This is a genomic window from Flavobacterium sp. RHBU_24 (genome assembly GCF_046613695.1).
Classification (GTDB): Bacteria; Bacteroidota; Bacteroidia; order Flavobacteriales; family Flavobacteriaceae; genus Flavobacterium.
Map to the genome: position 1 here is coordinate 181,929 of NZ_JBKJHD010000004.1, position 23,351 is coordinate 205,279.

At 44.0% G+C, this 23,351-nt stretch carries 10 protein-coding genes and 1 tRNA gene; 3 read left to right on the forward strand and 8 right to left on the reverse strand.

Annotation, left to right across the window (positions count from 1 at the left end):
* Window positions 1-27 precede the first annotated feature (27 nt).
* A complete protein-coding gene (gltB, locus tag ACLI09_RS06555; RefSeq protein WP_411418799.1) occupies window positions 28-4,554 on the reverse strand; it encodes a glutamate synthase large subunit in 4,527 nt (1,508 codons plus the stop codon).
* 235 nt (window positions 4,555-4,789) lie between these two features.
* Here gltB and ACLI09_RS06560 point away from each other — a divergent pair, with 235 nt between their 5' ends.
* Window positions 4,790-6,391 (forward strand): ABC transporter substrate-binding protein, encoded by a 1,602-nt coding sequence (locus ACLI09_RS06560; RefSeq protein WP_411418800.1) that lies wholly within the window; start codon window positions 4,790-4,792, stop codon window positions 6,389-6,391.
* A 198-nt stretch (window positions 6,392-6,589) separates the two neighbouring features.
* On the opposite strand, the gene ACLI09_RS06565 is transcribed toward ACLI09_RS06560, so the two are convergent.
* The 7 genes from ACLI09_RS06565 to ACLI09_RS06595 all read right to left on the reverse strand — a co-directional run bounded on the left by ACLI09_RS06565 (window position 6,590) and on the right by ACLI09_RS06595 (window position 13,218).
* Entirely contained in the window at window positions 6,590-7,195 is a 606-nt protein-coding gene (locus tag ACLI09_RS06565) for a thermonuclease family protein (RefSeq protein ID WP_411418801.1), read from the reverse strand.
* Between the two features lie 2 nt (window positions 7,196-7,197).
* Window positions 7,198-8,373: a GlmU family protein gene (locus ACLI09_RS06570; protein WP_411418802.1), complete on the reverse strand. Its 1,176-nt coding sequence runs from the start codon at window positions 8,371-8,373 to the stop codon at window positions 7,198-7,200.
* 319 nt (window positions 8,374-8,692) lie between these two features.
* Window positions 8,693-8,766: transfer RNA gene (locus ACLI09_RS06575), tRNA-Arg, on the reverse strand.
* 577 nt (window positions 8,767-9,343) lie between these two features.
* A complete protein-coding gene (locus ACLI09_RS06580) occupies window positions 9,344-10,075 on the reverse strand; it encodes a LytR/AlgR family response regulator transcription factor (protein WP_411418803.1) in 732 nt (243 codons plus the stop codon).
* A gap of 9 nt (window positions 10,076-10,084) precedes the next feature.
* Window positions 10,085-11,173 (reverse strand): sensor histidine kinase, encoded by a 1,089-nt coding sequence (locus ACLI09_RS06585; protein ID WP_411418804.1) that lies wholly within the window; start codon window positions 11,171-11,173, stop codon window positions 10,085-10,087.
* Window positions 11,174-11,226: 53 nt separating this feature from the next.
* Entirely contained in the window at window positions 11,227-12,147 is a 921-nt protein-coding gene (locus ACLI09_RS06590; RefSeq protein WP_411418805.1) for a YybH family protein, read from the reverse strand.
* Between the two features lie 12 nt (window positions 12,148-12,159).
* Entirely contained in the window at window positions 12,160-13,218 is a 1,059-nt protein-coding gene (locus ACLI09_RS06595) for an alpha/beta hydrolase (RefSeq protein ID WP_411418806.1), read from the reverse strand.
* Window positions 13,219-14,067: 849 nt separating this feature from the next.
* Between ACLI09_RS06595 and ACLI09_RS06600 the strand changes: the two genes are divergently transcribed.
* Together ACLI09_RS06600 and ACLI09_RS06605 are read left to right on the forward strand one after the other, a co-directional pair.
* Entirely contained in the window at window positions 14,068-17,154 is a 3,087-nt protein-coding gene (locus tag ACLI09_RS06600) for a gliding motility-associated C-terminal domain-containing protein (protein WP_411418807.1), read from the forward strand.
* A gap of 110 nt (window positions 17,155-17,264) precedes the next feature.
* A complete protein-coding gene (locus ACLI09_RS06605; RefSeq protein WP_411418808.1) occupies window positions 17,265-23,345 on the forward strand; it encodes a T9SS type B sorting domain-containing protein in 6,081 nt (2,026 codons plus the stop codon).
* Window positions 23,346-23,351 lie beyond the last annotated feature (6 nt).

Genomic DNA, 23,351 nt, shown 5'->3' on the forward strand with positions numbered 1-23,351 from the left:
TGTAATCAATACTTTATACAAAAAACCCTAATTCTTAATCCCCTTTTCCGCCTCCTGCTTTAACAACGCCCTCTTATAATCTTTAGGGAACACCTTTACAAAGCTGCCCACCTGGTTATCAAAATCCTTAAGGATAAAGTTGGCCGTGGCGCTGGCGGTATAGTCGTAATGCTTTTGCAGCAGGCCAAACAGTTCAGCTTTATCTGCATCGTTGCATTGCTCCAGATCAATCATTTCGGGGTTGCAGCGGTCGGCAAAGTCCTTGTAAATATCATATATATAGGCAATACCTCCGCTCATGCCCGCGCCAAAGTTGCGGCCTATCTTGCCCAGTACCACCACGCGCCCACCGGTCATATATTCGCAGCCGTGGTCGCCTATACCCTCTACCACTACCGTAGCGCCGGAGTTGCGCACCGCAAAGCGCTCGCCCGCGCGGCCGTAAATATAGGCTTCGCCACTGGTGGCACCATACAGCGCCACATTGCCGGTAACGCTGTTAAATTCGGGTTTAAAGCCGGCTGTATCCGGCGGGCAGATAATCAGCTTGCCGCCGCTAAGGCCCTTGCCAAAATAATCGTTTGAGTCGCCTTCAATGCGCATGGTGAGTCCTTTGGCCGCAAAAGCGCCAAAGCTTTGGCCCGCGGCCCCGTAAAACTTGAAGTTTATGGTATCTTCAGGCAGGCCTTCACTTTTATACACCTTGGTAATCTCGTTGCTCAGCACGGTACCCGTAGCCCTGTCAGTGTTTTTAATCTTGAATTCGGCTTCCACCTTTTCCGCATTTTGCAGTGCAGGCTGTGCTTTTTCAAGCAGCTGCCAGTCGAGTATATTATCCATCATGTGATCCTGCTCTTCTGTTTTGTAAAGGCTCACATTATCCGGATTTGGCTCTTTGTATAATAGCCTGCCCAGGTCGATGTTCTTATATTTCCAGTAGCCTGCATCTTCACGCTGCTTCAGGTTCTGCACCTGCCCTATCATCTCATTTATAGTGCGGAAACCAAGTTCTGCCATAATTTCGCGCAGCTCCTCGGTTATAAACTTAAACAGGTTTACAACATGGTCTACCTCGCCTGTAAAATGGCTGCGTAGTTCCTTATCCTGCGTGGCAACGCCTACAGGGCAGCTGTTCAGGTGGCATTTGCGCATCAGTATGCAGCCTTCTACCACAAGGGCAGCCGTTGCCACACCCCATTCTTCCGCACCCAGCAATGCCGCTATGGCAATGTCACGCCCGGTACGCATCTGGCCGTCGGCCTGCACGGTAACGCGCGGGCGCAGCTTATTCTTAACCAGGGTTTGGTGGGTTTCGGCAAGGCCAAGTTCCCACGGCAGCCCCGCGTGCTTAATCGAACTAATGGGTGATGCCCCGGTACCGCCATCAAAACCGGAAACCAGCACCACATCGGCCTTAGCCTTTGTAACACCGGACGCTATGGTACCCACACCCGCTTTGCTCACCAGCTTTACGCTGATGCGCGCCGCACGGTTCGCATTCTTAAGGTCGAATATCAATTGGGCTAAATCTTCTATCGAGTAAATATCGTGGTGCGGCGGCGGCGAAATCAGGCCAACACCCGGTGTGGCATGGCGTGTGCGGCCTATCCACTCGTCTACTTTTTCGCCGGGCAGCTGTCCGCCCTCGCCGGGTTTGGCGCCTTGTGCCATTTTTATCTGCAATTCATCGGCTTCGGTAAGGTAGCGGCTGGTAACGCCAAAACGCCCACTCGCCACCTGCTTGATGCCCGAACGCATACTACTGCCATCGCTTAGTGGCTCGTAGCGGGCTTCGTCTTCGCCGCCCTCGCCGGTATTGCTTTTAGCGCCAAGCCGGTTCATGGCCAACGCCAAAGTGGTATGGGCTTCCCACGAAATGGAGCCAAAACTCATGGCACCCGTAGAGAAGCGTTTGTATATGTTTTCGGCAGGTTCTACTTCATCAATAGAAATAGACTTACGCTGTTTGTTGAATTCCAAAAGGCTGCGTAACGTACAGGCTTTTTCGCCCTGCTCGTTTATCAGCCTGCTGTATTTTTTGAATAAGTTATAGTCGCCCATACGGGTGCTGAGTTGCAGCAGGTGGATGGTTTGCGGGTTAAACAGGTGAAACTCGCCCTTGCGCTTCCATTGCAGTTCGCCGCCCACAGGTAGCCTGTCGCTTGGTATCTGCTTGTTGGTAAAGGCAAAGCGGTGCTTTATCAATGCTTCTTCGGCAATATCATCCAGCTTGAGGCCTTCGATATTACTGGTCGTGCCCGTAAAATACGTATCCGTCACCTCACGGCTAAAGCCCAGTATTTCAAATATCTGCGCTCCCTGGTAACTCTGGAAGGTAGAAATACCCATCTTAGAGAATACCTTTAGCAACCCGGCCTTCATTGCCTCTATATAATTGTCTCGCAGTTCTTCAAAGCTCAGCGCGGTATCGCACAGGCCTTCGCTTACACGGTCACGTATGGTGGCAAATGCCATATACGGGTTTATGGCGGTAGCACCGTAAGCGATAAGGCAGGCCGCATGGTGCACCTCCCAAACGTCGCCGGCTTCTACAATAATGCCCACATCGCCTCGCAAACCTTTACGTATCAGGTGGTGGTGTACTGCGGCTACTAACAATATGGATGGAATTGGGGCATGCCTCGAGTCAATAGCCCTGTCCTGAAGCACTATCATCCTAAAGCCGTCTTCCACGGCGTCTACGGCGTAGCGGCATACCCGGTCAATGCCTTTCTTAAGCGCGTCTGCACTGCCATCCGCACGGAAGTACCCTTGTATGGTCTTACTCTGGAAGGTACCTGTATCAAGGCTGCGTATTTTTTCGAGGTAATAATTATCAAGTATCGGATGGCGCATTACTATGGTATGCGCAGCCAACGGATCTTCCACCAAAATGTTTCCGGTAGTGCCGGCAAAACTCGCTAATGACATTACCAATTTTTCGCGTATGGGGTCGATTGGCGGGTTAGTAACCTGCGCAAAGAGTTGCTTAAAATAGTTGGCCATGTGCTGTGGCTCCTTGCTCAACACCGCAATAGGCGTATCACTACCCATAGAACCAATAGGCTCTTTGCCGGTAAGCGCCATAGGCATAATGATGTCTTCAATGGCCTCAGTTGTGTAGCCAAATGCCTTTTGGTACCTAAATACCTGCTGGTGCGCCAGCGGCGTAAAGGTTATGCGCGGCTCGGGCACACTGCCCATGGTAATCTTATATTTTTCGAGCCATTCGCCGTAGGGTGCCTGGCTGCAAATTTGCTTTTTAAGCGGGTCATTAAACAATATTTCCCCTTTTTCAAGGTCAACCACCAGCATCTTGCCGGGGCGCAGGCGCCCTTTTTTCACTACCTCGCTTGCATGCAGGCCAAGCACTCCGGTTTCAGATGCCAGTATCATGCGGCCATCTTTAGTGATGCTGTAACGTATGGGGCGCAGGCCGTTGCGGTCAAGCGTGGCGCCTATCATTTTGCCATCGCTAAAGCACACGGCGGCAGGCCCATCCCAGGGCTCCATAAGGCAGGAGTGGTATTCATAAAATGCTTTTTGCATAGGGTCAAGCGCCTCGTTGTCATCCCAGGCTTCAGGTATCAGCATCATCAGCACATGCGGCAAAGGACGGCCGCTAAGCATGAGCATCTCCACCATATTATCAAGGCTGGCAGAGTCAGACTGTTTGCCCGGTACCAGTGGCAGCAGCATGTGTATTTCCTCCGGCGTGAAATATGGCGAAGCGAAGTTCTTTTCGTTAGAGCGCAGCCAGTTCAGGTTGCCCTGAAGCGTATTAATTTCCCCGTTATGCGCAATGTAGCGGAATGGCTGTGCCAGTGCCCAGCTGGGGAATGTATTAGTAGCAAAACGCGAATGCACTAAGGCATAAGCGCTTACCATACGCTTGTTTTGCAAATCAGGGAAATAATGGCGCACCTGGTCGCTGGTAAGCTGCCCCTTATATATTATAGTCTGTGACGACAGTGAGGCAATGTAAAAGCCCGTTTCATTCTTTTTTATGGTACTGTTTATGGTATGCGAAGCATAGTTGCGCAACACAAACAGCTTGCGCTCAAATTCGATATCGGTAGCCAGGTGGTCAGGGCGCTTTATAAATACCTGCTCAATTTCAGGCTCCACGCTCAGGGCGGTTTCGCCTATGCCGTTACGGTTAACCGGAACCTTGCGGTAGCCTAAAATATCAAGCCCCAACAGGCTGGCGGCCTCTGCGAAAATCTCTTTGCAATCGTTAGACAGCCCTTTAGGAAAAAACACCATGCCCACACCGTAATGCCCGGCTTCAGGGAGTTTTATGCCCAGGGAAACACATTCGGCAACAAAAAAAGCATGTGGCAACTGGAAGCTTATACCCGCACCGTCACCCGTATTGTTTTCGCAGCCACAGGCGCCGCGGTGTTCTAAATTTTCGAGTATTGTAAGCGCGTCGGTTATGTGCTGGTAGCTTTTGTGGCCGTTAATGCTGGCCACGAAGCCTATGCCGCAGGCATCGTGTTCATGCTTCGGGTCATACAATCCTTTATATTCTTTCTCCATTAAAATATTCATTGCTCATTATAATTAGGCAAATTCCGTTTATCTTTATGCCGTGCAGAACTAATGCTGACAGGAAAACGGGGCGGTTAAATTATGAAAATTTTATGTATTTAATGTTAATACGCAAATATGATTAGTAAACAAATGCCCTAATAGCAGCGAAATATTCGGCACTAATTCCTTTATAGTATATAAAATTCAAAATAAAATCACAAAAGCGAACCTTTCGTTACATTATTATTTTTTGATGCGTCAATTTTTAAAATATCCTTATTTCATTGCCTTTTTGTTAATTCTTTCTTCCTGCTCAAAAAAAGCTGAAGAGAATCGCGACAACCTTGTGTTTCGATACAACGAAAACGCAGCGGTAAATTCATTAGACCCGGCTTTTGCCAAAATACGCCCGAGTATATGGGTGTGCAATCAACTCTATAATGGACTGGTGCAATTAGATGACAGCCTGAACATTAAGCCCGATATCGCAAAGCGCTGGGATATTTCACCGGACGGAAAAACCTATACATTTACTTTAAGAAAGGGTGTGTATTTTCATAAAAATGCATTATTTGGCGCCGACAGTACGCGTATCGTAACTGCGCCCGATTTTGCCTATAGCCTTAACCGTCTGAAAGACGAGAAAGTCGCCTCCCCGGGCGGATGGATATTACAAAATGTAGACACGTTTAAAGCCGTTAACGATTCGGTTTTCGAAATAAAACTAAGCAAAACCTTCCCGGCATTTTTAGGGCTGCTTACCATGCGCTATGCCTCGGTAGTACCACATGAGGCGTTTGAGGAGGTGGGCTACGATTTCCGCTCTAATCCCATTGGCACCGGGCCGTTTCAATTCAAGATTTGGGAAGAGAATGTAAAGCTGGTGCTGCGAAAAAACCCACTATATTTTGAGCGTGATGAACAAGGCGTTCAACTGCCCTACCTTGAGGCGGTATCGGTTACATTTTTGCCAGACAAGCAGAGTGGATTTTTACAGTTTGTGCAGGGTAAGCTCGATTTTGTTTCGGGATTAGACCCAAGCTATAAGGATGAGATACTTACACCAAAAGGCGAATTACAGCCAAAATATAAAGATAAGGTAACGATGATAACCGGTCCCTACCTGAACACCGAATATATGGGCTTCAGGATGGATGGCGATAACCCTGCAATTAAAGACAAACGCTTGAGGCAGGCGCTTAATTATGGTTTTGACCGTAACAAGATGATACTCTACCTGCGCAATAATATGGGTATAGGCGCGGTGCACGGCATTATCCCAACCGGGCTGGCCGGCCATGGCGCTAAAGGATATGAATATGACCTGCAAAAAGCGCGCGACCTGGTGGCATCGTATAAAAAAGATACGGGTATTACCAACCCAAAAATACAGATGAGTACCACCGCCAGCTACCTTGACATTGCCGAATACATGCAGCGCGAATGGCAGAAAATAGGCCTGATCGTTGAAGTTGACGTTAACCCGCCCACTACCCTAACGCAAAGTATCTCTACCGGGAAGGCACCTTTTTTTAAAGCCACCTGGATAGCTGATTACCCGGATGCCGAAAATTACCTGTCCTTATTTTACAGCAAGAATTTTACACCCGGCGGGCCGAATTATACGCATTTTAGCAGCTCGGAATTTGACCGCTTGTATGAGGCTGCTTTTTTAGAAACTGACGATATAAAACGTTTTGAATTGTATAAACAAATGGATGCATTGGTAATGGAACAGGCACCTATTATCCCCTTATTCTATGACAAAGCAGCGCGCTTTACGCAGAAGAATGTAAGTGGTTTAGGCATTAACCCCCTGAATGCATTGGTATTGAAGAGGGTGAAGAAAGGGTGATTGTTTATTTTCTATTGTTTATTTTCTATTGAAAGACCGCACTCCCGCAATTATAATTCCTGTCCTTGGAAATCCAAAAACTGACGATATAAACGTGTATTCGATTATGTGATTGCTTCGTTCCTCCCAATGACAGCTCCTGAAGAAAAGGCGTATATCAGCCCAGTGAAGCTACTTCCTACTGCGACTGAACACTGTCTACTTTCTCCTCCTGCTCTTACGCCAGTCCCACGGCGGTGTAGGGTCATTATCCGCCCAGAGGCCCAATTGTTTTTCCCTCGCTTCCCGTTCGTATATACCTATCTGCGCATTATCGCTGTAGTCTTTATAATGCCAGGCAAAACCCGCTTTTACCAGTGCTTCGTTTACATTAGTACCGTCTTCGGTTACCACGGTGCCCACTACCCTGCCGTATCGGTCGCGCTTACCGCCCGAGGAAACAGTAACTGTTTTGCCAAAGCATAGATCAGATGCAAACTGTTTTGCGTTCTTGCCATAGGCCTGGGCTTTTTCGGGGCAGTCTATTTCGGCAAGCCGCACCCGCTCGGGGATGCTGTCAAATAATACTTCAAAGGTATCGCCGTCTTTAATACCTATTACCTTGCCGGTAAAAGTTTTAAGCGCACGAATGTCATCAGTTTTTGGTTTACGGTGCTTTTTAGCCTTAGTTTGTTCTGTGGGGTATTCACGCGGGGCATCAGGCTGTTTTTTCTCTTTATTAAAGCGATAGGCAATGAGCAATACTACCAGCACCAAGAGCGAAATAACTCCGGGCTTTTTAGATCGTGTCTGTCTTCTTGCCATGCTTATTTGCCCCTTAGTTGCTCGGTTTGCTGGTATACTTCGGCTAGTATGGCTTCATCCTGCTCGGTAAATTCCACATCACGGCGGCTCATTACAATACGCGCGGTTTCAAAGGCTTTCTTAACATCGTAGGTTACCATTCCGGCCGCTCCACCCCATGAGAAGCTGGGCACAAAATTACGCGGGAAGCCGCTGCCAAAAATATTGGCACAAACCCCCACTACGGTACCGGTATTAAACATGGTATTAATACCGCTCTTGCTATGGTCGCCCATCATAAGGCCGCAAAATTGAAGCCCGGTTTTTACAAAGCTTTGCTTTTCGTAGCTCCACAATTTTACCTCTTCGTAATTATTTTTAAGGTTAGAATTATTAGTATCGGCACCCAGGTTGCACCATTCACCTAATACAGAGTTACCTAAAAATCCGTCGTGCCCCTTATTGCTATAGCCAAACAGTACCGAGTTGCTCACCTCGCCGCCTATGCGGCATTCGGGCCCTACGGTGGTAGCGCCGTATACCTTTGCACCCATTTTTACCACGGCGCCTTCGCAAAGGGCAAACGGCCCGCGAATGATAGAACCCTCCATAATTTCGGTATTCCTGCCAATATAAATGGGCCCGGTGGAAGCGTTTAGGGTAACATATTCCAGCTTAGCGCCTTCTTCAATAAAAATATTGTGGGCGGCTATGGTATTTACGCTTGCTGGTACATCCTGCGAAACGCGGCCTTCGGTAAGCAGCTCAAAATCTTCACGCAGGGCAGCATCGTTCTTTTTAAAGATGTCCCACACGTGCTCTATCTTAATCACCTCATCTTCATACTCAATAATGTCATAGGTATCAAAATCTACTTCCTCCTGGGTATCTTTAGTGTAAAACGCCACAACCTCATCACCACAAAAAATCGCTTGGTTCTCCTCTAACGAAGTTACCATTTCAGCCAGTACTTCGTTAGGCAGGTACGCACTATTTATAAGCACGTTCTGCTCCATTTCTACCATTGGGTATTTATCCATAAGGTACTCTTCAGTAATGGTTGTAGTGGTATAGCCCAGGTGTTTTTCCCACTTTTCGCGTATTGTAAGTATGCCTATACGGATATCGGCCACGGGGCGGGTAAAGGTAAAGGGCAGCAGGGCGGTGCGCACGGGGCCGTCAAAGAGGATGTAGTTCATCTTAGTTAGAAAATTGCAGGTTATAAAGTCGTAAAGTTAGGAAAAAAGGGGATTAGGTTGCGATGGGGTTGTAAGTTTAAGGGCGATGATTTTATAAAAGTCATCTTGATGCCGGAATTCATTTTCAATCACAAACAGGATTGCCTATGGGCATCCGCCTCTCTATGTTTTAAAGCTAATTGATAACTCATTTTTAATCCGTGAAAAATCCGTGGTTTTTGCTCAAACTTTCCTATTCTACGCGTATAAAACTATAAATTTATTCAAACAGCAATATCTAAAAATAAAAAAAGCCCTGAAATACAGAGCTTTATAAGAGTGATCACATCAGGATTCGAACCTGAGACCGCCTGCTTAGAAGGCAGGTGCTCTATCCAGCTGAGCTATGTGACCTTATGCTGGGTTACAGCAAACATTTTTCAAAAAAAATCCCGCAGTAACGGGATTTTCTGGCCGGGGGCAGTGTTAATCACCACCTCCTTATATTGTTGATTCCCTCTGTTTACAAAGTTATTATACAAAATGAGTAACCAAACAGGCTTCATTTTTCATGAAATCTTTTGTGGCCTCTTTGTATCCCCTGTTACATCCAGTTCAATTAGTCAATGTACTTATAAGGGTGCAAATGTAAGGCTTTTGTATATAATATAAATAATTTATGCTGATTATTATAATACGATTTTAAATATGCCTAATTTCCAAAAAGTTAGGCTAATTATTTACAGATGACGGGAGGGAAATGCATCATAATTTAATGTTTTTTTCGAAAATATCAGTTATTCTATTCCGCTTAATTGCGTACCTCCTTCACGCCAAGGTCTAATATTACTCAAATATGTTTGTTTATCTATCCAACAATCTAAATTATACTGGTAATTAATAGGTATAAGAAAGCAAACTTCCATTTACTTTTTTAGCAGTTTAAGCTTTTATATCTTTACTATACAAACTGTATCTTAACCCGTAAAACTTAATCCTTTTTCCATAAATTATCATGGATTGTTTTAATTAACACATCGCGATAATTTCTGCTAATCGGAATTCTTTTAAGCCCTATAGCAATATGATTATCGTGTATGGATTCAATACGGGCAATAGAGACTATATATGATTTGTGTACCCTTTTGAAATTCAGGTTGTAAAGATAGGTTTCTACAGTTTTTAATGGTAAAAGTGTTATAAATTCACGGTTTTGGGTGTGTATCCTCACATAGTTTTGGAGGGATTCTATGAAAAGTACATCTTCAAATAAAATTTTCTCATATTTATTATCGCACTTTATAAAAAAGTAGCCAATGTTTGGTTTCGCATTATTGACAGAAGCTTCCCGGGAATGCTGAACCATAAAATGATAATCCCTTACCTTAAGTGCCGATTTGTAGAATCGGTCAAAAGTAATAGGTTTTACCAGGTAATCCAACACATCCAGCTGATAGCTTTCCAACGCATATTGAGGATAAGCAGTGGTAAGTATAACCGACGGTAAATTAGTAGAACTCTTAATAAAATCTATTCCATTTATAATAGGCATGTGTATATCCATAAAAACGACTTTTACCTCCTCTTTTTCTAAAACAGCCTGAAGCTCCATGGCATTTTTGGCAACTGCTGCAAGCTTTAGAAAATCTACCTGAGAGATATACTCCTCCATGCAGTCTCGCGCTAACGGTTCATCGTCTACTATTACACAATTTATTTCCATTTTAAATACTTATAATACAGTCAAATTTAACTCCAGATTTACTTTAAAACGATTTTCTTCTATCTTTATTATTAACGCGTGGTTATCAGGATATTGCAGTAATAACCGCCTTTTTACATTAGACAGCCCTATACCCGGATGCGGGCTCTCCTGTAATAGTGTTTTTTTTATTTTTGGTGAAACCGAATTTTCAACATTAAGGGCTAATTTTTTATTATCCGCCCTTAGAGAGATATTGATAACCGATGGAGTTTGCCTGTCAAAATGCTTAAATGCATTTTCAACAAAAGGCATTAATATAAATGGGGCAATAAAGTAGCTATCCTCTTTTAAATCTATATCCAATTGTATTTTAGGGTTGTCAAGGTCATAACGCAAACGTTCCAATAAAATATAATTCTCAAGATAATTGCACTCTGCTCCCAAGGGTATCGAGTTACCACCGCATTCGTAAAGTTGGTATCGAAGTAAATCTGAAAACTGAGAAAGTGCTTCTGAAGCCAGGTTGGGGTTTTTATTAATCAGAACAAAGATAGAATTAAAGGTATTGAATAAAAAATGGGGATTGATCTGGGCTTTTAGAAAATTAAGCTCTGCTTCCAGCTTTTCCTTTTCCAGCAGTCTTTGCCGTTCCTGAGACTCTAACCAATTTTTAGTTAGTTTAATACTCATCCCCAATGTCATACTGCTTACGGAAGCAGGAAATGCTTCAATCTTTAATAAGTTTACAGGATTTTTACCATTAAGCCCATAAAGTTGTTCTACAGGCTTGTCAATTAAATACGCGCCCAGAAAATAACCCGTAGAACTAAGTACAGACATTGCTGCAAGTGTTACTATTAACAAACACATAAACTGTAAATATTTTCCTTTTTTCAAAAAGTTGGGAATCAGCCAGTACAGGCAAAAATAGACTCCGATGGCCTGAAAAATACCAAATGAGAGCAGCTTTGCAAATCCGGGAGCAGTTTGCATATACTCTAAACCGTGACTTGGAGAATCTTTATAGTATACCGTCCATATAAAATGGTATACAAGCCAGAATATGAGATGATGAATCTTATAACGAAAAAACCAATATTTATCTAAGCTATTCATTCTGATTGTTACCTACATTAATAAAATATAGACATACATAGGTACAAAAAAACTTAATCGTAGGCACTAACATGGTAAACTATTTTTAGCGAACAATCATCCTGTCTCTTCCAGATACGCAAATTTTTACCGGTATTTACCCCAGAATATTCGCCTGTCTTCCAGTTGGCTACATGGCTTGCATATTCAAAAACATAAGCCCCTGCCACTTCAACTTTATCATTTCTAATATCGAGTTTTTCAAAAACGGGCAGTTCCTTTACATGGGCCTGAATATATTGATTTACCTGTGTACTCCCTTTACAAGTGTCATTATACTGGGGCATAAGAAAAGTTTTCTCATTGTAAAATTGTGCCCAGCGGGGGCCATCATGTTGGGTTACAGCTAACCCATGTAATAAATTGAGGGCTGCAAGTTCAAACATAAGCGGGTTATCAACGGGTGGCTGCGTTTGAAATGCTGTAATAATTCCGGGCAAACCTTCAAATTTTAAAAGTTTATGGAATTGCCCATAATCCTGGTTAAAATTCCATATAGAGGTAATGAGCTTAGGACGGTTATTTTTTAATTCCCATATATTTAAATATTTACCATTAAGTTCTTTTTGCTCCCCAGTAGTTTTAGTGCCCATTTGCATTTTAAAATTCCCTATTTCAATCGCACGTCTGTCTTCAATTATTTCAATATGTACTGTGCTGCGTTCATATTTTTGTATGTCAAACCTATCGAGGAAGGCTTTATAGTATTTGTCAGCGCCTGCTTTATCCATTATTGTAGGATTAAAAGGAGGCATCAGTCTTATATCATCATCAAAAAAGGATAGACATTCTGCCATATCTCCATCCATCATTGCTTTTATAAACGCTTTATTAAATTGCTCTGTTTGGTTTTCAAAACTATTGGCTGGTTCCTGAGCATTGGAAGCTATTGATAAGATGAAGAATACTATTGAAGAAATTAATTTAGCTCTCATAATTCAGTAAGATTAAAATATTAAATGGCTATTTAAAAAGGGTAAAACACGGGCATAAAAACGCCCATTAGAAATCCAATTCTTATCATATGGGGTTCCTGCATACTCCTCAGCTTCGTGCTCAATCCCCAGATCGGTTAGCATTCTACTAAATTGCCGGTTAGACTCTACATGGGCCCGCGTCTCATCAAACCGTGCCCAATCATAAGCAACTCCTTTTAATTTTTTGAGGTTTTCCCGGTGGTCATTAAGTTTCAAGTCCAATAAGAAACCTTCTTGCATTTTTAGTGTATTTTCTATATCAAAAACCAGTTTTCCACTTTTCATCTCCGTGAAAAAGTCGCAGTAAAATGGCGGCCTGTTTAAATTGGGCAAATAATCCTGGCTAAGTGTTATAAATAATGGGGTCCGGCCATTTGTACCGGATATATCTTCCCATGATTGTGCCTTATGTATGGCTTCCCAGTCAATTCCAATCCCTGACCAGGGTAAGTCTCCCTGGCCCAGTGCAACAGGATGCATAGCATATACTGCTCCAAATATTTCCGGGGATTCCATCGCCAATTTCAAGGCACCATATGCTCCGAAAAAGTCACCGGTAAGCGCCCTGCTTTCAAAATTTTTTAGAGTGCGGTAGTGACTATCAATAAATGAAACCAATTCATTTCTGGTAAAATCCAGCCACTTTCCGCTTACAGGTGAGTTTCCGTACAAACAGCCTGTTTTTGAGGTACTATAATCGGCAGCTACCAGAATAAAAGGCCGGGTAACCCCGTTTGATATTGCCTGATCAAGTAATTCTAACATACGGGTATCCTCAAAAGCCTGTGTTGCACTCCAGTAGTAATTGTGTAAAAAATAGACAACCGGATATGGTTTTTTAGCAGTTTTGTACCCTTCAGGCAGATATACCTTAACCATACGGTGCGTATCTAAATTTATCTTATTTTCTTTCAGGATTTCTGAATCCAGATATAAAGTCTCAACCGTCCCCTTAAGATTTGATGCACCAAGACATGACAAAAGTGGCATCAAAAGAAAAATCACATTAAATAGTCGCATTTTATTCATTTTTAAATATTTACTAACAATGCTACTGCTATTATGTCCTTTTTCAAAAAAGGATTGACTATCGAACGGAATTTATTGACGTAACACTATTTAACCCTGAATTCTTACAGATGCTACATCGCGAAGTGTATGAAACTTCTGTCAATTTTTGATATCCCTCTCCACCACCCTTTTACAGAATTATATATAGCAATTATATATTCGGAAGGAAGGCAGTTCAAAACGACACCTGAGCCGCGACAGGATACCACCTGTACTAGTACTATACCGAATACTAAGCGTACTCCCGCTAATACTAAGCCAAACCCTGCCCTTACTCTTTAATTGAATGTTAGTAGGGTTTATTGTAATTCTTTTGTCATTATAATAAATAGCAACTAAACTAAAAAGCATTATGAAAAACTAAACTTGCCTGCCGCAGTATTTGTAACGCCTGGTCTCAGCACGCAGGCCACCATACGATAAACCGGCACTTTGGGCCGACATCTGAAACTAAGTAACCGTAGTAAATGGTAATTGCAGGATGGATACGCACCGGTACCATGCTCTGTAACAGCAACAAACACAAGGAACTCGTAAACAAGCCTTTATCCCTGAATAATTGTTAAATGTCGCTCTTTTTATTAGGCAATGTCGCCATTTTCTCAATGTTAAATCAATTTATTAACCTTTTGTAATGGTACTTTCGCTACTTAATTTTTATATCTAAAAGGCTTTTCACAGCACATCCACAAGTTATAAGACCCAAAAAAACAGATACGTAAAAACAATACTATTGCCCAACTTACAAAAAAAACATTTACCCCCGTAATTAATAAACTCTATACAATATAATAAACTATCACTAATATGAATTCGCTTTGTATAAAAAAAATCGCAGCCACATTTAATAAATACCTTGTTATAGGTTTGTTAATTGCTACCTCGTCTGTATTTTCCCAAAAGGAAACCGCAATATGGTATTATGGCTTTAACGGAGGGCTAGACTTTAATTCTGGCAACCCTTCATTTTTAACCAATGGGCAATTACAGGGGGGAGAAGGCTGTGCCACAGTTTCAACAAGTGAGGGCAGCCTGTTATTTTATACTGACGGCCAACAGGTTTTTAACCGTAACCATATACAAATGCCGCATGGCAGCGGCCTGTTAGGCACAGGTACGCCAGCCCAGGCCGCCATAATAGTTCAAAAACCGGGTAACCAGAATATTTACTATATCTTCACTGTTTCAGGACAGGAGGATCAGGGCGTAAACGGATTAAATTATTATGAAGTAGACCTTACTTTAGATGGTGGGTTAGGAGACGTAACCTTAAGGAATGGTGTTATCCTTTCTTTACCTTCAAGCCCTTTAGCCACGCCTGTAACCGAAAAACTTACAGCAATAGCACATAGCGATGGTAATAAGATATGGGTTATTTGCCATAGCGCCGATAACAATAATAATTTTCTTGCCTACCTTGTGTCTGAAACCGGCGTAAACACTACACCGGTAGTAAGTTCTGTAGGCATGGTTAATGATTATGCGTTCGACCATAACTGCGTGGGCCATCTTAAAGTTTCGCCTAATGGCAAAAAAATCGCTTCAGGCTCAATGTATATAGGAAGTTTTTTGGTTCCGGTGCCTGTGTTAACGCCTGGGCTTGAATTATTTGACTTTGACGCAGCAACGGGAACAGTATCTAACCCTCAGCTGCTAAATACCGCTAAGAATTACGGTGTTGAATTTTCGGCTAACAGTAAGGTTTTATATGCTACTAATACATTATCTGGCAATGCAAACAGGATTGTACAGTATGATATTACATTACCTACCACACAAGCAATTGTACAGTCAGAACTCATAATACCATCAGCTACTGAGTTGGGCACGGTACAGCTTGCCATTGATGGTAAAATATATGTGGCAAGGGGTGGTATTGACGGCGCTATAGGCGTTATTAATAGTCCGGCTACCTTAGGTACCGGCTGCGGCTACCAGGCAAATGCCATATATTCCGGCACAAATTCACCAGGCCTCGGATTTCCTAATTTCCTGCCGTCGTTATTTGAAGAAAAAATAGTACCTGAGGGGCTATGCGTTAACAGCCCTACACGTTTTACCATTAAGCCATATCTTGATATTGTGTCTCCTGTATGGAATTTTGGAGACCCTGCTTCCAGCACTAACACGTCTACAGAGGTTAGCCCTTTCCATACCTATACCCATCCCGGCGAGTACCAGGTAAATGTCGTTTTTTTTAACACTGCCGGAACGAGTTTTGAAATAACATCTACGGTAACAATTATTGGTGCCCCGGTTGCAAACACTGCGCCAAATCTCACAGCATGTGCAAACACAGTGCCTGCAACATTTAATCTTTTGCAGCAAACTCCCATAATATTGGGAACCCAGCCTGCAACCGATTTTGAAGTTGCATACTACACCAGCCAGGCCGATGCCGAAGCAGGTAGTAACGCCATTACAACACCTGCCGCATTTACCAATACTGTAAACCCGCAAACTGTTTATGTAGCCGTTACCAATGCCTCAGGATGCAGCAGCTACACTTCCTTCCAGGTAAATGTACAGGCGCTACCGGTAGTTACACAGGCACCGGACCTTACTGTTTGCGATACCGACAATAACGGGACATCGGTATTTGACCTAACCCAGCAGGATGCCCTGCTTACAGGAAGCCAAACCGGTATTACCGTTACCTACTACCCTACCCAGGCAGATGCCCAAAATGGCACAAATGCCATAACGGCACCGGCAGCCTATACAAGCACAACGAACCCGCAAACCATTTTTGCCGCGCTTGAAAATGCCGGGGGCTGTATCGCTTATACATCATTCGCGCTTAATACGCCTGCTGTACCTACAGTAGTGTCGCTGCCAAACCTTTCGCTGTGCGACGATAGCACTGCTGACGGGTTTACCGGTTTTAACCTTGCACAGCAGGACGCGCTTTTACAGGCAGGCCAGCCCGGGGTTGCCATTGCATACTACACCAGCCAGGCCGATGCCCAGGCGGGAGCTAATGCCATTGCGGCACCCTCAGCCTTTACCAATACTGTAAATCCGCAAACCATTTACGTAGCTGTTACAAATGCCGCGGGGTGCAGCAACTATACTTCGTTCCAGGTAAATGTACTTGCATTACCGGTGGTTGCCCAGGCTCCTGATTTATCCCTTTGCGATAGCGACAACAATGGCATTGCCGAATTTAACCTTACCATCCAGGATGCCTTGTACCAGCAGGGGCAGCCGGGCGTAACCGTAACCTACTTTGCTACGCCGGCTGATGCTACGGCAAATGCCAATGCTATAGCCAACCCTGCGGCCTATAATAACATAGAGGACGCGCAAACCGTTTATGTACGTGTTGATAACGGCAACTGTTTCGGGATTGGGACCTTTACATTGCAGGTTAACGATGCCCCTGTAATTCCATCAATGCTTGAGGTAACCGGCTGCTCAACTTATGACCTTACTGAAATCGAAGCAGGGCTTGACGCTGGTTTAGACGTGAGTTACTACACCTCTGAAGCCAATGCAGAAGAAGCGATAAACGCCATAGCAAACCCTGCTGAATATACAACGGATGATACCACGGCACATCTTTATGTAAGGGCGGAAAACGCCGATGGCTGTTACTCCGTAGCCGAACTGCACATCAGCCGGGGCGACTGCTTTATACAGCGGGGTATTTCGCCGGGTGGCTCAATAGGCCTGAACGATACCTTTGACCTGAGCAACCTTGATGTAACAAAGCTTACCATTTTTAACCGTTACGGAAAAGAGGTTTTTAGCTTTAGCGGTAATTATACTAACCAATGGGGCGGGCAAACCGACAATGGGCAGGAATTGCCTACAGGAACCTATTTTTATATGTTCCAGCGCAATACGGGCGAAGCGAAAACAGGATGGATTTATATTAACAGGCAAAACTAATACTGATTAAACATAATAGCAACAGAAGCTACATTATAGATATTATAATCCGGTAAACTGGTTATCTATTTTTCTTATTTATTACAAAATTTTTCAAATTATATATAGGCATGCCTCTCAAAAATACTAACATATCTTCTTTCAAGAAAAGTACTTTTAGCTTGCTGGTATTTTTTACCTCTCTTGCCTTTGCACAAAAACAGGCGACTAACTGGTTTTTTGGTGACCATGCAGGCGTAAGTTTCAGCACAGGAAGCCCTGTTGCCAGGACAGATGGAAATTTAAATACAGATGAGGGCTGCGCGACCATATCAGATGAAGACGGCAACCTGATGTTTTATACAGACGGTGTAAAGGTTTGGAACCGTAACCACGGGGTTATGCCAAATGGTACAGGCTTATTAGGAGACCCATCGAGTACGCAGTCTGCCATAATAATTCCTTTTCCGGGTGATATAACAAAATATTACATTTTTACCGTTGCAGCCTTTAACAACCCTAACGGCCTGAATTATGGGGTTGTGGATATGACATTAGACGGCGGATTAGGCGATCTGATACCTTCTCAGAAAATAATACACCTTGAGGGCTCTGTAGCCGAAAAAATCACAGCTGTATACCATGCTAACCAGGAGGATATTTGGGTTATTGCACATAAAATGGGCAATTCAAACTTTTTAGCCTATCGTGTAACCCCTTCGGGAGTTACAACCACTCCGGTTATAAGCAGCGTGGGCATTTCAATGGTAACACTTAACGATCCTGGCGGCGCGGGTGCAATAGGATGTTTAAAGGCTTCACCCGATGGGAAAAAATTAGCTTCGGCCATTACTTACGGTTTATCAAGGGGGCTGCAGTTATTTGACTTTAATAATGAGACAGGGGCAGTTTCTAATCCCATTACATTGCTTAACCAAAGTGAAAGCGACTTGCCCTATGGCGTAGAATTTTCGCCTAACAGTAACATATTATATTGTAGCACAGTATCTGCATCTTCGGCACCTATTTACCAGTATGACCTTTCATCAGGCACACAGGCAGGCATTAAGGCATCAGAATTTATACTTAGTCCCGGCTTTTCCAATTACGGGTCGCTTCAATTAGCGCTCGACGGGAAAATTTATGTGGCAGAAACTTATGTACCTACATTAGGGGTTATAAACAATCCAAATGTACTAGGCGCAGGCTGTAGTTTTGTACAACATAGTGTACCCCTCGACAGTAAAATTTCACACCTCGGGCTTCCGCCATTTATACAGTCTTATTTTAACCAGGAAATAAAAGCAACTGACTTTTGTAGCAACAGCCCAACTAATTTCAGGATTTCTATAAACGCTGATATAGCCAGTGCGACATGGAATTTTGGCGACGGCGCTACAGCAACAGATATAACAACACAGCATACCTACGCAGCCCCCGGCACGTATACGGTATCGGTAGACTTTATTTTAAATTCGGGACCCGAAGTTATTAACCTTCAAAAGGAAGTTACAATCCTACCACCTCCTGTTGCAAACAGGCCCCCGGATATGAATATGTGTGTGGCAACAGGGCAGGCTGCAACATTTAACCTTTTAGCACAAACAAACGCAGTGCTTGGCAGCCAGCCTCCGGCCGATTTTACGGTAAGCTACTATGCATCTCAGGCTGATGCCGAAGCGGGCAATGCCATTACAACACTTACACACAGTACTGTTTCGCAAACAGTTATTGCAAAAATCACGAATAACCAGACAGGCTGTTTTTCATTTACCGACTTTGAGGCTAAAAGGATTATAGAACCTGTAGCAAACCCCGCCCAAAATTTAACATCGTGCAGCACGAGTACTACTGCTGCTTTTGACCTTACCCTTAATACAAGTATTGTATTAGGGCCGCAGGATACATCATCATATAACGTAAGCTACTATACAACACAAGCACTGGCCAATGCCGGATCTTCAGGTACCGCTATTACTGCACCGCAGGCATACGTTTCTTCTAATGCGACCGTTTATGCACGCATATCTAATGTAACTCTTTCTACGTGCTATAGCATCACTCCTTTTTCAATAAGTGTTTTAAAAAGCCCGGCTCTAAACCCTGTTGCCACTCCGTTTCTGCATGTGCTTTGCCCCGATGCCGGCAGCGCTAACAGTGCCGTTGTTACATCTTTAAACACGATAGCCTCCGGTTTATACAACAGCAGCCTGGCAACGATACCGCTTCTTGATCCTGCGGTAGTGCAGGATGCGGACCTGGCTAATTATACTATAAGCTACCATGCTACTGAAAATGATGCCGAGGCTAATACCGGCATACTTGCAAATGGATTTACAGCAACCGATGGCCAGTTAATTTATGTAAGGATACAGCATGCAAGTCTGCCTGACTGTTATAGTGTGGCAGCAATTTCATTTTACATTAAATTGCCACAGGCTGTTACACCAGTACCGCTTCATGTTTGTGGAGATGGCAATACGAGTACAGGAATTTTTAACTTAACAAGTAAAAATGATGAAATAACGAATAATACGGCATGGTATACTGTAACATACTACAATACTGAAACTGCTGCAGAAGCAGGAGGTACTGATAGCCTGTTAGATACAGCCTACACCGGCACGAATGGCGAAACGGTATATGCCCGGGTTAAGGACCTAAGGACAGGGTGTGCCGCTATAGTACCCCTCTTATTAATCGTAGAGTCTGCCCCGGCAGCGGTGGCATTTGCGCCCTTACAGGAATGCGACCCTGATAACGACCTTGTAGTTACCTTTAACTTACAGCCAACCCTTGACGCCATTATAGCAAGCTTTAATGGCACAGTGACAGCTACGGTTCATGAAACAGCTGAAGATGCCGGTTTTGGCAATGGCACAAACCCTATTACAAATCTTACCGACTATACCAATTTGTTATTTTATACTAACAATGGCGTACAGACTCTTTACATACGGATCCAGTCTAACAGTACTGACTGTTTTAGTATAGCAACATTACAACTTATTGTAAACCCCATTCCGGTTGCCACACAACCGTTAGCGCCGTACGCAATGTGCGACAACGGCAATGATGATACAGACGGGATAGCGATTTTTGACCTTACAACGTATGCACCGGAAGTACTAAATACCATGAACCCTGCGCAGTTTATTGTAAGCTATTTTACAAGCCGGGAAGACGCCGTGGCAAATACAAATGCCATACCTAACCCTGCTGCTTACACCAGCGCAGCCACAGCAGAAGGGCACCCTATATTCATTAAAGTAACTAACAATGTTACCGGCTGTTATGATATTGTAACACTGCAACTTATTGTTAACCCGCTTCCAGATGTAGTATTTCCTGTGCCTTACAGTTTATGTGATGATAATAATCCCGGCGATGCGAGGGAAGTATTTGACCTGACCAGTAAGATAAACGAAATTACTGCCGGGATTAACGGGCTGGATGTTACTTTTTACAACAACCTCCAGGATGCGGTGTTGGCAAGCAACGCAATACCGGAAGCAGACACCCATGCCTATACAAATACACAAGAGGCAGTAGAAGCTATTTTTGTGAGGGTTACTAACGCAGAAACAGGATGTTTCAGGATTGTAATACTGGATATAAGGGTGGTACCGCTGCCCCAGCTTACCGCTCCCACATTAGATGACCTTTCGCTATGTGATACAGACGGAAATGGTTTTGCCGCAATAAACCTCCAGGCGCTTATAGCGGGACTTGTTAACAACGGTGTTAACTTAGACGTTAGGTTTTACGAGACCTTCACAAACGCTAGTAATGGCGTTTCTCCCATACAAAATTTAGAATCATACCTTAACCTTAACCCTGCTAACCATACGGTGTGGGCGGTAGCTACTAATACTTTATCGGGCTGTGTTTCTGTACCATTGCAACTTGATTTTGTTGTAAATCCGGCAAGTATAGTCCCTGAACTTGATGAACTTGTGGCTTGTGATGACCGTGATGAAGACGGCCAGGATAAGGTTGCTGCCTTTGACCTTACAGTACAGGATGCCGCCATCAGGCCGGTAGTAGGCGTTAATGATACTATACGGTATTTTGCAAGCGAAACAGCCGCACTGGCGGGGCAGCCCATGATTGTTAACACCACCACGTATAGAGGGCATGATGATGATGTGATATGGGTGCGTGTTGAGAACCCTATTACAGAATGTTTCAGTGTAACGAGTTTTAAACTGGTAGTAAATGCGCCTGCCCGCATTACCGTACCGGCTGTTTATGTATTGTGTAATGAGGCATTGCCTAATGACTCGCGTACAGTGTTTAACCTTACATCCAGGGATACCGAAATATTATCTCCATACAGCCTGGGCCAGGATAATGTTGTAGCATACTTTGAATCTGAGGCAGATTTGCTTGCCAATACACCTATTATAAACCCCGAGGCTTATAGTAACCCTGTGGGAGAGAACCCTAAAACCATCCTGGTAAGGGTAACTACTGCAAAAGGTTGCGTCAGCTACACATCAGTAACACTTTTGGTGTTACCATTACCAAATCCTAACCCTACGCCTGAACCGCTGGAGGTGTGTAGCGATTTAAATAACAATGGTATGGCAACATTTGACCTTACACAGGCCAATGAAGATATCTTACAGCATGCCCTATTCACACAGTTGAAATACTACGTGTTAGAGAGCGATGCCATAGCAGGTACAAACCCAATACCTGATTTTACAAACTATTTTAGTGCAAGCGCTACTATTTATGTCCGTGCTGAGCGTACCGGTAGCGAACCGGGAGGCCCCGTGTGTGCTGTAGTTGTACCATTACAGCTGATAGTTAATCCCTTACCGGCAACAGCTATACCGCCTTACACTATCTGCCAGAATGATTTTACAGGTTTCGCCCGGTTCGACCTTGGTAACTACCGCAGTACCCTACTGCCGGTAGGGGCCATACAAACAGATTATATAGTACGCCACTATAAGTTAGACCCGCGTGTAGTGCCTCCCGGGCCTTCTAACCCTACCCTGCCCTATCTATATACTAACATTACAAATACGCAGGAAATTTGGGTATACGCGCAAAATGTAGCAACCGGGTGCGACGTGGTACTGCCACTGGTCCTTAGTGTAGCACCACAAACCATCGCTAACCCTGTTGACGATACCGTTATCAGGAAATGTGACGACCAGGATGGAGACAACGATGGTATTGCAGAAGTTAACCTGGATGACGCTAAGGCGGTTATTGTAGGCACACAGGGCGCAATAGAAGATTATGAAATTACATACTACCTAACCGAAGCAGACGCACAGGCTGGCCAAAACGCAGTGCCTGCCATACTACGTACAGGCACAACGGTATACTGGGCAAGGATTATAAACCTCACCTATCCTAATGGCTGTCCGGCTTACACTACTGTACCGGTTACCATAGACATGTTGCCACAGCCTGTTATATCAAGTGTAAACGACAGCCATACCAGCTGTGTTGATTTTTTAACAAACACAGTACTTAGGTACGTAGCCCTTAGCACTAACATCGCTACCCCTGGCAGTACATTCCAGTGGCTTAAAGACGGTATAGCTATTCCGGGAGCCACATCGGCAGGCTACAATGCATTCGAAACCGGTACATACAGCGTTTTGGTAACGGGCGCCGGGCCTAATTACTGTGTGGCTGACGTGGTACCCGAATGGGATGTAACAATGTCTGGGCCCGCAAGCTTAATAGGCACCGGTTATGTAGTGAGCAACGCGTTTTCAGACAACCAGGCTATAACCGTGTTAGCGCAAGGATTTGGAGATTATCAATATAGCCTTTCGCCAAACGGGCCCTGGCAGAATTCTAATGTATTTGACAATGTTGCTATAGGGTACCATACGATATACATAAGGGATGTTACAAATAACGATGGTTGCGCCACAGTAAGCATAGAAGATGTGTGCACCATAGATTACCCAAGGTTCTTTACACCAAATGGTGATGGACATAACGATACCTGGAACATTGTGGGCCTTGCTAATCTTCCTTCATCAAGAATCTACATTTTTGACAGGTATGGCAAATTGCTTAAGCAATTAAGCCCTAAGAGCGATATAAGGGCGGGCCAGGGATGGGACGGCACTTTTAACGGATATCCATTGCCATCTGATGATTACTGGTTTACGGTTACCTATCCTGACGGAGGTACGGAACGTGTGTTTAAAGCGCACTTTGCCCTAAAAAGATAAAATCGG

Excerpts from the sequence above, each read along its gene's own strand:
- ACLI09_RS06585 (WP_411418804.1), bottom strand. The coding sequence starts at position 11,173 with ATGAATAGCTTAGATAAATATTGGTTTTTTCGTTATAAGATTCATCAT.
- ACLI09_RS06590 (WP_411418805.1), bottom strand. The coding sequence starts at position 12,147 with ATGAGAGCTAAATTAATTTCTTCAATAGTATTCTTCATCTTATCAATA.
- ACLI09_RS06560 (WP_411418800.1), top strand. The coding sequence starts at position 4,790 with ATGCGTCAATTTTTAAAATATCCTTATTTCATTGCCTTTTTGTTAATT.
- ACLI09_RS06570 (WP_411418802.1), bottom strand. The coding sequence starts at position 8,373 with ATGAACTACATCCTCTTTGACGGCCCCGTGCGCACCGCCCTGCTGCCC.
- ACLI09_RS06605 (WP_411418808.1), top strand. The coding sequence starts at position 17,265 with ATGCCTCTCAAAAATACTAACATATCTTCTTTCAAGAAAAGTACTTTT.
- gltB (WP_411418799.1), bottom strand. The coding sequence starts at position 4,554 with ATGAATATTTTAATGGAGAAAGAATATAAAGGATTGTATGACCCGAAG.
- ACLI09_RS06600 (WP_411418807.1), top strand. The coding sequence starts at position 14,068 with ATGAATTCGCTTTGTATAAAAAAAATCGCAGCCACATTTAATAAATAC.
- ACLI09_RS06580 (WP_411418803.1), bottom strand. The coding sequence starts at position 10,075 with ATGGAAATAAATTGTGTAATAGTAGACGATGAACCGTTAGCGCGAGAC.
- ACLI09_RS06595 (WP_411418806.1), bottom strand. The coding sequence starts at position 13,218 with ATGAATAAAATGCGACTATTTAATGTGATTTTTCTTTTGATGCCACTT.
- ACLI09_RS06565 (WP_411418801.1), bottom strand. The coding sequence starts at position 7,195 with ATGGCAAGAAGACAGACACGATCTAAAAAGCCCGGAGTTATTTCGCTC.